This window comes from Streptomyces sp. NPDC014676, assembly GCF_043084105.1.
Taxonomy (GTDB): domain Bacteria; phylum Actinomycetota; class Actinomycetes; order Streptomycetales; family Streptomycetaceae; genus Streptomyces.
Map to the genome: position 1 here is coordinate 1 of NZ_JBIBZI010000034.1, position 14,368 is coordinate 14,368.

Genomic DNA, 14,368 nt, shown 5'->3' on the forward strand with positions numbered 1-14,368 from the left:
CGGTGAGGCGTGGGCGTACGGCGCCGACGTCGACTGGGACGCCTTCTACGCCGGCACCCGCCCCCGCCGCGTCGACCTCCCCACCTACCCCTTCCAGCGGCAGCACTACTGGCCCCGCTTCGCCGACGCCTCCGGCGACGTCACCTCCGCCGGACTGGAGTCCCCCGACCACCCTCTGCTCGGCGCCTCGGTCGAACTCGCCGGCGGCGACGGACTCGTCGCCACCGCCCGCTGGTCCCTGCGCAGCCAGCCCTGGCTCGCCGACCACGCCGTCTCCGGCACCGTCATCGTCCCCGGCACCGCCCTCGTCGAGTCCGTCATCCGCGCCGGTGACGTCCTCGGTGTCGGCAGCGTCGACGAACTGACCCTCCAGGCCCCCGTCGTCCTCCAGGAACGCGGCGAGGTCCAGGTCCAGATCGGCATCGGCGACGCCGACGACTCCGGCCGCCGCCCCGTCACCGTCCACACCCGGGCCACCGGACCCGACGGCGACACCGAGGACCTGTGGACCCTGCGCGCCCAGGGCACCCTCGCCGAACCGGGCGCCCCCGCCGTGGCGCGGCCCGAGGACTTCACCGCCTGGCCGCCGCCCCGCGCCACCGCCCTGGCCGCCGACGGCTTCTACGACCTGCTCGCCGGCCGCGGCTACGAGTACGGCCCCGTCTTCCAGGGCGTCCGCGCCACCTGGCGGCGCGGCGACGACGTCTTCGCCGAGGTCGTCCTGCCCGACCAGGTACGCGGCGACGCCGCCCGGTTCGGCATCCACCCCGCCCTCCTCGACGCCGCCCTGCACGCCGCCGGACTCGCCCCCGGCGGCGACGACCGCACCGTCGTCCCCTTCGCCTGGTCCGGCGTCTCCCTGTACGCCACCGGCGCCACCGCGCTGCGCGTACGGATCTCCCCGGCCGGCGAGGACACCGTCACCGTCCACCTGACCGACCCGAGCGGCGCGCCCGTCGCCGTCATCGACGCGCTGGCCGTCCGCGAGGTGGCCGCCGAGACCCTCGACCCGTCCGCACGGGTCGCCCGCGACTGGCTGTTCCACCTCGACTGGACCCCCCTCACGCCCGCCGCCACCCCCGCCGACGCGACCGGCTGGGCCGTCCTCGGTACCCCGGACACCCCCGTCACCGCCCCCGACGGCACCGGCACCCCGCTGCCGGCCCTCGCCGACCTCACCGCGCTCGACACCACCACCGGCCGGCTGCCCGGTACCGTCCTGCTGTTCGCCGGACAGAACGTGGCGGCCGCACCCGGCGACGACGCCCCGGCCGCCCCGGACACCGTCCTCGGCGAGGTCCTGACCACCGTCAACGACTGGCTCGCCGACGACCGCACCGCGGACGTCCCGCTCGTCGTGGTCACCCGGGGCGCCGTCGCCACCGGGTCCGGCGACCCCGCGCACGACCTGCCCGGCGCCGCCGTCTGGGGCCTGGTGCGCTCCGCGCAGTCCCAGCACCCCGGCCGCCTCGTCCTCGCCGACCTCGACGTCCACGAGGACTCCTGGCAGGCCCTGCCCGCCGCGCTCGCCACCGGTGAACCGCAGCTCGCCCTGCGCCAGGGCACCGCCCACGTGCCCCGGCTGACCCGCCCCCGCACCGCCGACGCCCTGACCGCGCCCGACGGCGCCGACGCCTGGCGCCTCGACATCCCGGTGAAGGGCTCCGTCGACCAGCTGGAACTGGTGCCCTGCCCCGAGATCACCGACGAGCCCGCCCCCGGGCACGTCCTCATCGAGGTACGGGCCGCCGGACTCAACTTCCGCGACGTCCTCAACACCCTCGGCATGTACCCCGGCCTCGCCGTCCTCCTCGGCGCCGAAGCCGCCGGCGTCGTCACCGCCACCGGCCCCGGCGTCACCGGCCTCGCCCCCGGCGACCGTGTGATGGGCCTGGTCACCGGCGGCTTCGGCACCCACGCCGTCGCCGACGCCCGCATGGTCGCCCCCGTGCCCGACGGCTGGACCTTCACCCAGGCCGCGTCCGTCCCCGTCGCCTTCCTCACCGCCTACTACGGCCTGCGCGACCTCGCCGGCCTCACCGCCGGCGAGTCCGTCCTCGTCCACGCCGCCGCCGGCGGCGTTGGCATGGCCGCCGCCCAGCTCGCCCGCCACTGGGGCGCCGAGGTCTACGGCACCGCCGGCGACCACAAGCGGCGCCTGCTGCGCGCCGAGGGCTGGGCCGACGACCACCTGGCCTCCTCCCGCACCCTCGACTTCGAGGACCGCTTCCGCGCCACCAGCGGCGGACGCGGCGTGGACGTCGTACTGAACTCGCTGGCCGGCGACTTCGTCGACGCCTCGCTGCGCCTGCTCGCCCCCGGCGGACGCCTCGTCGAAATGGGCAAGACCGACGTCCGCGACCCCGGCCAGGTCACCCTCGACCACCCCGGAGTCGCCCTCTACCAGGCGTACGAACTGCGCGAGGCCGGCGAGGACCGCATCCGGGAGATGTTCGCCGACCTCACCCGGCTCTTCGCCGACGGCTCCCTGCGCCCGCTGCCCACCGTCACCTGGGACGTGCACCACGCCCGCGACGCCTTCCGCCACATGGCGCAGGCCAAGCACTACGGCAAGATCGTCCTCACCGTGCCGCGCGCCTGGAACCCCGACGGCACCGTCCTGATCACCGGCGGCACCGGCACCATCGGTGGGATCCTCGCCCGCCACCTCGTCACCCGGCACGGCATGCGCCACCTGCTGCTCACCGGCCGCCGCGGCCCCGACGCCCCCGGCGCCGCCGAGCTGCGCGACGAACTCACCGCCCTCGGCGCCCAGGTGACCGTCGCCGCCTGCGACGCCGCCGACGCCGAACAGCTCGCCGCGACCCTCGCCGCCGTACCCGCCGCACACCCGCTCACCGCCGTGGTGCACGCGGCCGGCGCCCTCGACGACGGAGCCCTCGAACACCTCACCCCCGACCGGCTGCGCACCGTCCTCGCCCCCAAGGCCGACGCCGCCCGCCACCTGCACCGCCTCACCCGCGACCTCGACCTCGCGGACCTGGTGCTCTTCTCCGCCGGCGCCGGCGTCTTCGGCAACGCCGGACAGGCCAACTACGCCGCCGCCAACACCTACCTCGACGCCCTCGCCCACCGCCGTCGCGCCGACGGCCTGCCCACCACCTCCCTGTCCTGGGGCCTGTGGGCCGACGCCAGCGCCATGACCGGCCACCTCGACGACACCGACCTCGCCCGCGTCCGCCGCTCCGGCGTCCTGCCGCTGTCCGCGGCCGACGGCATGGCCCTGTTCGACGCCGCGCTCGCCGAACAGCGCCCGCACCTGGTACCCGTCCGCCTCGACACCGGACGGCTGCGCACCGGCGACGGCGAGATCCCGCACCTGCTGCGCGCCCTGTACCGGGGCCCGGTCCGCCGCACCGCGGAAGCGGGCGCCGCGGGCGGCACCGACGGACTGCGGCTGCGCCTGGCCGGCCTGTCCGCCGACGACCGGCTCACCCTGCTGCGCGACCTCGTCGCCACCCACGCCGCCGCCGTCCTCGGCCACACCGACCCCGACCAGTTGCACGGCGGCCGCGCCTTCCGCGACCTCGGCTTCGACTCGCTGACCGCCGTCGAACTGCGCAACCGGCTCAACGCCGCCACCGCGCTGCGACTGCCCGCCACCCTCGTCTTCGACCACCCGACCCTCGCCGAACTCGCCGCCCACCTCGACGGCGAACTCTCCGGCGGCGAGCCCGCGACCGCGCCCGCCGCCCCGGCACCCCTCCCGGCCGCCACCGGAGGGGACGAGCCGTTCGCGATCGTCGGCATGGCCTGCCGCCTCCCCGGCGGGGTGCGCTCCCCGGAGGACCTGTGGCGGCTCCTCGCCGACGGCGCCGACGTCATCGCCGAGTTCCCCGGCGACCGCGGCTGGGACCTCGACGGCCTCTACGACGCCCTGCCCGGCGACCAGGTCACCTCCCGCACCCGCGAGGGCGGCTTCCTGCACGACGCCGCCGACTTCGACGCCGACTTCTTCGGGATCTCCCCGCGCGAGGCCCTCGCCATGGACCCGCAGCAGCGGCTCCTGCTGGAGACCGCCTGGGAGACGTTCGAACGCGCCGGCATCGACCCCCGGTCGGTGCGCGGCAGCCGCACCGGCGTCTTCGCCGGCCTCTCCTCCAGCGACTACCTCAAGCGCGTCACCCACGTCCCCGACGAGATCGCCGGCTACGTCAACAACGGCAACGCCAACAGCATCGTCTCCGGCCGCGTCGCCTACACCCTCGGCCTGGAGGGCCCGGCCGTCACCGTCGACACCGCCTGCTCCTCCTCCCTCGTCGCCCTGCACATGGCGCTCCAGGCGCTGCGCCGCGGCGAGTGCACCATGGCCCTGGCCGGCGGCGTCACCGTGATGTCCTCGCCGGAGATCATCGTCGACTTCTCCCGCCAGCGCGGCCTGGCCGCCGACGGCCGCTGCAAGCCGTTCGCCGCCGCCGCCGACGGCACCGGCTTCTCGGAGGGCGTCGGCCTGATCCTCGTCGAGCGGCTCTCCGACGCCCGCCGCAACGGCCACCAGGTCCTCGCCGTCATCCGCGGCTCCGCCGTCAACCAGGACGGCGCCTCCAACGGCCTCACCGCCCCCAACGGACCCGCCCAGCAGCGCGTCATCCGCCAGGCCCTCGCCGACGCGGGCGTCGGCGCCGCCGAGGTCGACGCCGTCGAGGCGCACGGCACCGGCACCCGCCTCGGCGACCCCATCGAGGCGCAGGCCCTCCTCGCCACCTACGGCCAGGACCGCGACCCCGGACGGCCGCTGCTGCTCGGCTCCGTCAAGTCGAACATCGGCCACACCCAGGCCGCCGCGGGCGTGGCCGGCGTCATGAAGATGGTCCTCGCCCTGCGGCACGGTCTGCTGCCCAAGAGCCTGCACGTCGACGCGCCCACCCCGCACGTCGACTGGTCCGCCGGCGCCGTCAGCGTCCTCGCCGAGGCCACCGAATGGCCCGAACCGGCCACCCCCCGCCCCCTGCGCGCCGCCGTGTCCTCCTTCGGCATCAGCGGCACCAACGCCCACGTCATCCTCGAACAGGCCCCGGCCGAACCCGAGTCCGCGGACGAGACGGACGGCGGCGCCGACGACGCGCCGCAGGCCCGTGCCGACCGCCCGCTGCCCTGGATCCTGTCCGCCCGCAGCGACGCCGCCCTGCGCGGCCAGGCCCGCGCCCTGCTCGCCCACCTCGACGCGCACCCCGGCCTCGCGCCCGCCGACGTCGCCCTGTCCCTCGTGACCCGCCGGGCCACCCTGGAGAAGCGGGCCGTCGTCGTCGCCACCACCACGGGCGACTTCCGCGCCGGCCTCGCCGCCCTCGCCGACGGAACCCCCTCGCCCGCCGTGACCAGCGGCGGCCGGGGTGCCGGCCGCGACCGCAGGGCCGTCCTCGTCTTCCCCGGCCAGGGCTCCCAGTGGGCCGGCATGGGTGCCGAACTCCTCGACGCCTCACCGGTGTTCGCCGCACGGATCGCCGCCTGCGCCGACGCCCTCGCCCCGTACGTCGACTGGTCCCTCACCGACGTACTGCGCGCCGCCGACGGCGCGCCCTCCCTCGACCGGGTCGACGTCGCCCAGCCCGCCCTGTGGGCGGTGATGGTCGCGCTCGCCGAGGTGTGGCGCGCCCACGGCCTCAAGCCCGCCGCCGTCCTCGGCCACTCCCAGGGCGAGATCGCCGCCGCCGCCGTCAGCGGCGCCCTCTCCCTCGAGGACGCCGCGCGGATCGTCGCCGTGCGCAGCCTCGCCATCGCCCGCGAACTCTCCGGCCACGGCGGCATGGCGGCCGTCACCGCCCCGCACGACGAGGTCGCCGCGCTCGTCGCCGACCTGCCCGGCGTGTCGGTCGCCGCCGTCAACGGCCCCTCCTCCGTGGTGGTCTCCGGCGACACCGACGGCCTCGACACGCTCCTCGCCGCCTGCGCGGAGCGGAACGTGCGCGCCCGCCGCATCCCCGTCGACTACGCCTCCCACTCCGCGTACGTCGACCGGCTCGCCGAGAGCCTCCCCGCCGCCCTGGACGGCATCGAACCCCGCGACGGCGACATCCCGTTCTTCTCCACCGTCACCGCCGACTGGCTGCCCGGCACCGCCCTCGACGCCCCCTACTGGCACCGCAACCTGCGCGGCACCGTCCGCCTGGAGGAGTCCCTGCGCGCCCTCCTCGACCAGGGCCACGACGTGTTCGTCGAGTGCAGCCCCCACCCGGTGCTCACCGCCGGCATCGAGGACACCGTCACCGCCGCCGGCGCCGACGCGGTCGCCCTCGGCTCCCTGCGCCGCGACGACGGCGGCACCGACCGGGTGCTGACCGCGCTGGCCGCCGCCCACGTCGCCGGCGTCCCCGTCGACTGGCGGCCCGCCGTCGCCCACGGCCGCCCCGTGGACCTGCCCACCTACGCCTTCCAGCGCGAGCGGTACTGGCTGGAGGCGACCGGCGCCCAGGCGGACCCGACCGGACTCGACACGGTCGTACGGCTCGCCGACGGCGGCGCCGTCCTCGGTGGCGGACTGTCGCTGACCGCCCAGCCCTGGCTGGACGCCCACCGCGTGCACGGCACCGCCGTCGTCCCCGCCACCGCCCTGCTCGACTGGGCGGTACGGGCCGGCGACGAGACCGGCAGCCCGACCGTCACCACCCTCGACGAACACACCCCGGTCACCGTCCCCGAACGGGGCCGCGTCGACCTCCAGATCACCGTCTCCGCCCCCGAGGGCACCGGCGACGACCCGGACCGGCGCACCCTCACCGTCCACTCCCGCGTCCCCGACGCGGACGGCACCGACGTGCCCTGGACCCTGAACGCCACCGGCACCCTCACCGCCGGCGACCCGGCGCCCGCCCCGGCCGGCCCCGACACCTGGCCGCCCGCCGGCGCCCGCCCCGCCGACCCCGACCGGGCGCACGACCGCCTCGACGGCAGCGGCCTGGACACCGGCACCGCATTCCGCACCCTGCGCGCGGTGTGGCGGCACGGCACCGACCTCCTCGCCGACGTGGAACTCCCCGAGGACGCCCGCGCCGAGGCCGGCCGGTTCCGCCTCCACCCGGCGCTGCTCCAGACGGCCCTCGCCCTGGCCGCCACCCCCGAGCACGCCACCGCACCCGCACTGCCGCACAACTGGCAGGACGTCACCACGTACGCCACCGGCGCCACCCGGCTGCGCCTGCGGCTGACCGGCGACGGCGACACCTGGACGGTCCACGCCCACGACGGCACCGGAGCCCCCGTCCTCACCGCCACCGCCGCCACCCGCCCGGCCACCCCCGACCGGCTCCCGGCCGCCACCGCCCCCGACGCCCTGCACCGCGTCGAGTGGACCCCGTGGACCGGCGACACCGACCCGGCCGACCTCACCGGCCCCTGGGTCGTCCTCGGCGGACACGCACGCCTCACCACCGCACTGCGGAACGCCGGCGCCACCGTCCACACCCACGCCGGCCTCGACGACCTCACCGCCGCCCTCGACAGCGGCGACACCGAACAGCCGGCCGTGGTCGTCGTCCCCCACACCCACGAAACCGGCCCCACCGCCCAGGACGTGGTGACCGCCGCCCACACCTCCGCCCACCGGGCACTGCACCTGGCCACCACCTGGCTGAGCGACCCGCGCCACACGGCCACCCGGCTCCTCGTGGTGACCGAGGGCGCCCTCGCCACCGGACCGGACGACAGCGTCCCGGCCCTCGCCGACGCCACCGTCTGGGGGCTGCTGCGCTCCGCCCAGACCGAACACCCCGGCCGCTTCCTCCTCGCCGACCTCGATCCGGCCACCGACAGCGCGGCCGACGGCACGGACCACGCCGACCCGTCGGCCACCGCCCTGATCGCCGTCGCCGCCGCCGGCCGCACCGGCGAGCACCAGTTCGCCGTACGCTCCGGCACCGTCACCGTGCCCCGCCTGGTCCGCGCCGACCGCGACGGCACCACGCCGGCGGACAGCACCCCGTGGGGCGACGACACAGCGACCGGCACCGTCCTCGTCACCGGCGGCACCGGCGTCCTCGGCACCCTCGTCGCCCGCCACCTCGTCACCCGGCACGGCGTACGCCACCTGCTGCTCACCGGCCGCCGCGGCCCCGACGCCCCCGGCGCCGCCGAGCTGCGCGACGAACTCACCGCCCTCGGCGCCCAGGTGACCGTCGCCGCCTGCGACGCCGCCGACCGCGACCAGCTCGCCGCGACCCTCGCCGCCGTACCCGCCGAACACCCCCTGACCGCCGTGGTGCACGCGGCCGGCGTCCTCGACGACGGCCTCCTCGACACCCTCACCCCCGAACGCCTCGACCACGTCCTGCGGCCCAAGGCCGACGCCGCCTGGAACCTGCACGAACTCACCCGCGACACCAAGCTCTCCGCGTTCGTGCTGTTCTCCTCCTACGCGGGCCTCGCGGGCGGCCCCGGCCAGGCCAACTACGCCGCCGCCAACGCCTTCCTCGACGCCCTCGCCCAGCACCGGCGCGCCCGCGGCCTCACCGCCGTCTCCCTCGCCTGGGGCTTCTGGGGCGACCGCAGCGACCTCACCGGCGCCCTCGACGAGGCCGACCTCGCACGGCTGGACCGGGCCGGCATCCGCCCCCTCACCGCCGACCAGGGCCTCGGCCTGCTCGACGCGGCCACCGCCCTGGACACCGCCCATCTGGTGCCCGTACGGCTCGACCCGCGCGCCCTGCGCGCCGACCAGGTGCCCCCGCTGCTGCGGGCCCTCGCCCGGCCCGCCGCCCGCCGCGCCGCCGACACCGCGACCACGGACGGACCGCAGGACTTCCGCCGCAGGCTCGCCGCCCTCAGCGGCCCCCAGCAGCAGGCCCTGCTGCACCGCACCGTCCTCGGCCACGTCGCCGCCGTCCTCGGCCACGCCTCCGCCGAGGCACTGGACTCCGGGCGCGGCTTCCTCGACCTCGGCATGTCCTCCCTGACCGCGGTCGAACTCCGCAACCGCCTCAACGCGGAGACGGGCCTGACCCTGCCCACCACCCTCATCTTCGACCACCCGGACCCGGCCGCCCTCGTCCGCCACCTGCGGGACGAACTCGGCACCGGCCCCGCCGGATCCGACGACGCGGACCAGCCCGTCTTCGCCGAACTGGCCGACCTCGAGGCCGCCGTGAACGGCACCGAACTCGACGACCAGGACCGGGCCCGCCTGGCCAAGCGCCTCCAGGCCCTCCAGTGGAAGCTCGACGCCGCCACGGAGACCACCGGCGAGCGCGACGACACCGACCTCGACACCACCACGGACGACGAGATGTTCGACCTGATCGACAACGAACTCGGCCTCGCCTGACCCCCCCCGCCCGGCCCGGCCATCGCGTCCCTCCAGCCAGAACCAGAGGATTCCACCCCCATGGCAAGCTCCGAAGACAAGCTCCGCGACTACCTCAAGAAGGTCACCGCAGACCTGCGTCGCACCCGTCAGCGGCTGGAGTCCGTCGAGGCCGGCCAGAGCGAGCCGATCGCCGTCATCGGCATGGCCTGCCGCTTCCCCGGCGGCGTCCGCTCCCCGGAGGACCTGTGGCGGCTCGTCGCCGACGGCACCGACGCCGTCGGCCCGCTGCCCGAGGACCGCGGCTGGGACCTCGACTCCCTCTACGACCCCGACCCGGGCACCCCCGGCAAGAGCTACGTCCGCGAGGGCGGCTTCCTCGACGGCGCCGCCGACTTCGACGCCGACCTCTTCGGCATCGCTCCCCGCGAAGCCCTCGCCATGGACCCCCAGCAGCGACTCCTGCTGGAGACCGCCTGGGAGGCCGTCGAACGCGCCCGCATCAGCCCCGCCTCCCTCCGCAACACCGACACCGGCGTCTTCGTCGGCGGCGCCGACACCAACTACGGCTCCCTCGCCCGCACCACCGAGGAGACCGAGGGCCACAACCTCACCGGCGGCGCCATGAGCGTCCTGTCCGGCCGCATCTCCTACACCCTCGGCCTGGAGGGCCCGGCCGTCACCGTCGACACCGCCTGCTCCTCCTCCCTCGTCGCCCTCCACCTCGCCACCCGCGCCCTGCGCGCCGGCGAATGCTCCCTCGCCCTGGCCGGCGGCGTCGCCATGATGCCGACCACCGAACTCTTCACCGAGTTCTCCCGCCAGCGCGGCCTCGCCCCCGACGGACGCTGCAAGCCCTTCGCCGAAGCCGCCGACGGCACTGCCTGGGGCGAGGGCGTCGGCGTCCTCCTCGTCGAACGGCTCTCCGACGCCCGCCGCAACGGCCACCAGGTCCTCGCCGTCATCCGCGGCACCGCCGTCAACCAGGACGGCGCCAGCAGCCGCCTCACCGCCCCCAACGGCCCCTCCCAGCGCCGCGTCATCGAGGCCGCCCTCGCCGACGCCCGCCTCACCCCCGACCAGATCGACGCCGTCGAGGCCCACGGCACCGGAACCACCCTCGGCGACCCCATCGAGGCCCAGGCCCTCCTCGCCACCTACGGCCGGGGCCGGCCCGCCGACCGGCCGCTGCTGCTCGGCGCCGTCAAGTCGAACATCGGCCACGCCCAGGCGGCGGCCGGCGTCGCGGGCGTCATCAAGATGGTCATGGCGATGCGCCACGGCGTGCTGCCCGCCATCCTGCACGTCGACACGCCCACCACCCACGTCGACTGGACCGCCGGCGCCGTCGAACTCCTCACCGAGGCCACCGACTGGCCCACCGCCGAACACCCCCGCCGCGCCGGCGTCTCCGCCTTCGGCATCAGTGGCACCAACGCCCACGTCCTGCTGGAACAGGCCCCCCTCCTCGAGGAGGCGGAGGCATCCGACGGCACGGGCACGGAGATCCCGGCCGTCGACCCCGCCGTGACCCCGTGGCTGCTGTCCGCCCGCTCCGAGGCCGCGCTGCGCGCCCAGGCCGAACGCCTCCTCGCACACGTCAACGCCTCGGCCACCGGCCCCCGGCACGCCGACATCGCCCTCTCCCTGGCGACCAGCCGCGCCCCGCTCCCGCACCGCGCGGTGGTCCTCGCCACCGACCCCGACAGCACCGCCCAGGCCCTCACCGCCCTCGCCGCCGCCGCACCCCACCCCGCCGTCCTCGAAGGCACCGCGCAGGGCGGCTCGACCGCCTTCCTGTTCTCGGGTCAGGGGTCGCAGCGGCTCGGTATGGGCCGTGAACTGCACGCTCGTTTCCCGGTGTTCGCGGAGGCGTTCGACGCGGTGTGCGCGGGGCTGGACGAGCACCTGGACCGGCCGCTGCGCGAGGTCGTGTGGGGTGACGACGAGGAGGCGCTGAACGGGACCGCGTATACCCAGGCCGGGCTGTTCGCGGTTGAGGTGGCGTTGTTCCGGCTGGTGGAGTCGTGGGGTGTGCGGCCGGAGTTCGTGGCCGGGCATTCGATCGGTGAGGTGGCGGCCGCGCATGTGGCGGGTGTGTTCTCCCTGGCTGACGCGTGTGCGCTGGTGGCCGCTCGTGGCCGGCTGATGCAGGCGCTGCCCGCCGGTGGCGCGATGGTCGCCGTCGAGGCGACGGAGGCCGAGGTGCTGCCCCATCTGACGGGTGAGGTGTCGGTCGCGGCCGTCAACGGCCCGTCTTCGGTGGTGGTTTCGGGTGCGGAGGCCGCTGTGGAGGCGGTGGCGGAGGTGTTCCGCGGGCTGGGTCGTCGTACGTCCCGGCTGCGGGTGTCGCACGCCTTCCACTCACCGCTGATGGAACCGATGCTGGAGGAATTCCGCACGGTCGCCGAGGGGTTGTCCTACGCCGACCCGCTGCTTCCCGTCGTCTCCAACGTGACCGGCCGCATCGCCGCACCCGGTGAACTCATCACGCCCGCCTACTGGGTGACCCATGTCCGTGAGGTCGTGCGTTTCGCCGACGGAGTTCGTGCCCTGGCCGGTGAGGGTGTCACGCGGTTCGTGGAGCTGGGCCCGGACGGTGTGCTGAGCGGCATGGCCCGCGAGAGTGCCGGCGGCGAGGCGCACCTGATCCCGCTGCTGCGCAAGGACCGCGACGAGGAGACCACGGCCCTCACCGCCCTCGCACGACTCGCGGCACACGGCCAGACGGTCGACTGGGCCGCGTACTTCGCCGGAACCGGTGCCCGGCTCACCGACCTCCCCACCTACCCCTTCCAGCACCAGCGCTACTGGCCCACACCCGACGCGTCCTCCGGGGACGTCGAGTCCGCCGGCCTGCGTTCCGCCGGCCACCCCCTGCTCAGCGCGGCCGTCGAGTTCTCCGACTCCGACGGACTCCTCCTCACCACCCGCCTCTCCCTGCGCACCCACCCGTGGCTGGGCGAACACGTGGTCATGGGCAACGTCCTGCTGCCCGGCACCGCCTTCGTCGAACTCGCGGTGCGGGCCGGGGACGAGGTCGGCTGCGACCGCGTCGAGGAACTCACCCTGGCCGCCCCCCTCGTCCTCCCCGAGCAGGGCGGAGTCCAACTGCACCTCCAGGTCGGCCCGGCCGACACCGCGGGCCGCAGGGTCCTCACCGCCCGCTCCCGGCCGGAAGGCGAGGACGACCGGCCCTGGACCGAACACGCCACCGGCGTCCTCGCCCCGGGTACGGCTCCCGCTTTCGACACCGCCGCTTTCGACACCGCCGTCTGGCCGCCCGCCGACGCCGAGCCCGTCGACCTGACGGGCCTCTACGGGCGCATGGCCGAGGGCGGATACGAGTACGGCCCCCTCTTCCAGGGCCTGCGCGCCGCCTGGCGCCGGGGCGACGACGTGTTCGCCGAGGTCGCCCTCCCCGACTCCGCCGAGCGCGACGCGGCCGGCTTCGGCCTGCACCCGGCGCTGCTCGACGCGTCCGTGCAGATCTCCGCCCTCGGCGGACTCGCGCGGGGAGTCGTCCCGTTCTCCTGGGAAGGCGTCACCCTGCACGCCACCGGCGCCCGGGCCGTCCGCGTCCGCCTGACCCGGACCGGTGACGAGTCCGCGTCCGTCGCCGTCGCCGACCCCACCGGAGCGCCGGTCGCCACCATCGAGAACCTGGTGCTGCGCGCTGTCGCCTCCGGCACCGCCGTCGACACCACGACCCGGGACGCCCTGTTCCACGTGGCCTGGACCCCGGTCACCGCTCCCGAGACGACCGGTGATGCCGGGGACACCCCTTCCACGGCCGTCCTCGGCACCACCGACGACCTCCTCGCCGCCCTGACCGGGCCCCGCCATGCCGACTTCGACGCGCTGATGGAGAACGGCGATGTGCCGGCCACGGTGTTCGCCGTCGTACCGCACCCCGGCTCGCAGAAGACCGGCGCGGTGGACTCCGTGCACGGTGCGGCCGCATGGGCGCTGGAGCTGGTGCGGGCGTGGCTGGCGGAGCAGCGGTGCGCGCAGTCGCGTCTGGTGTTCGTGACGCGGGGAGTGCTTGAAGGCGGTGACCTGGCCGGATCCGGCGTGTGGGGTCTGGTGAGGTCGGCTGTCTCGGAGTATCCGGGGCGGTTCGGTCTGCTGGACGTCGAGCCGACGGTGGTGCTGTCGGCTGAGCTGCTGGAGGCCGCCCTGGCCGTGGGTGAGGCCGAGGCCGAGGTCGCGGTGCGTGGGGGTGAGGTGCTGGTGCCTCGTCTGGCGCGCGTGTCCTCCGGGCGGAGCGCTTCGGCTGCGTCAGTCTGGGATGTGGCCGGGGGCACGGTTTTGGTGACGGGTGGCACGGGCGGCTTGGGCCGGATCGTGGCTCGGCATCTGGTGGTCGAGCACGGTGTGCGTGATTTGCTGCTGGTGAGTCGTCGTGGTGCGGTCGCCGAGGGTGTGGACACTTTGGTCGGCGAGTTGTCCGGGCTGGGTGCTCGGGTGTCGGTGGAGGCCTGTGATGTGGCCGACGGGGCTGCGGTGGCTGCTCTGGTGGGCCGGTATCCGGTGCGGGCGGTGGTGCACGCGGCGGGTGTGCTGGACGACGGTGTGGTGGAGTCGCTGACGGGGGAGCGGCTGGCAGGGGTGCTGCGTCCGAAGGTGGACGCTGCCTGGCACCTGCACGAGGCGACCAAGGACCTCGACCTCACCGCCTTCGTGCTCTTCTCCTCCATGTCGGGCATCCTCGGCGGCCCCGGCCAGGCCAACTACGCGGCGGGCAACACGTTCCTCGACGCCCTGGCCCGGTACCGCCGCTCGCTCGGTCTGCCCGCCACGTCCCTCGCGTGGGGTCCGTGGACCCAGGACGCCGGCATGATCGGCACGCTCTCCGACACCGATGTCCACCGCATCGCCCGCGCCGGCATGCCGGAACTCACCCCCGAGCAGGGCGCGGCCCTCTTCGACGCGGCACTCGACACCGGTGAACCCGTCGTTCTGCCCGTGCGCCTCGACCTCCCCGCCCTGCGGGAACAGGGCGACATCCACCCCATGCTGCGTGGTCTGGTCCGGTTGCGGGTGCGGCGGTCGGTTGCGGGTGGTTCGGTGGCGGTGGCCGGTCTGGTGCGGCGGTTGGAGGGTCTGGGC

General features: G+C 75.7%; 2 protein-coding genes. Both read left to right on the forward strand.

The genetic code is table 11. The features are described from left to right. Positions 1–9,277 (forward strand): SDR family NAD(P)-dependent oxidoreductase (locus ACF1DX_RS38655; protein WP_391795823.1); only part of this gene is annotated, 9,277 nt, incomplete at its 5' end. Between the two features lie 21 nt (positions 9,278–9,298). Further along, positions 9,299–14,368, forward strand: a 5,070-nt coding sequence (locus tag ACF1DX_RS38660) for a type I polyketide synthase (protein ID WP_391795824.1), incomplete at its 3' end; no start/stop codon positions are given.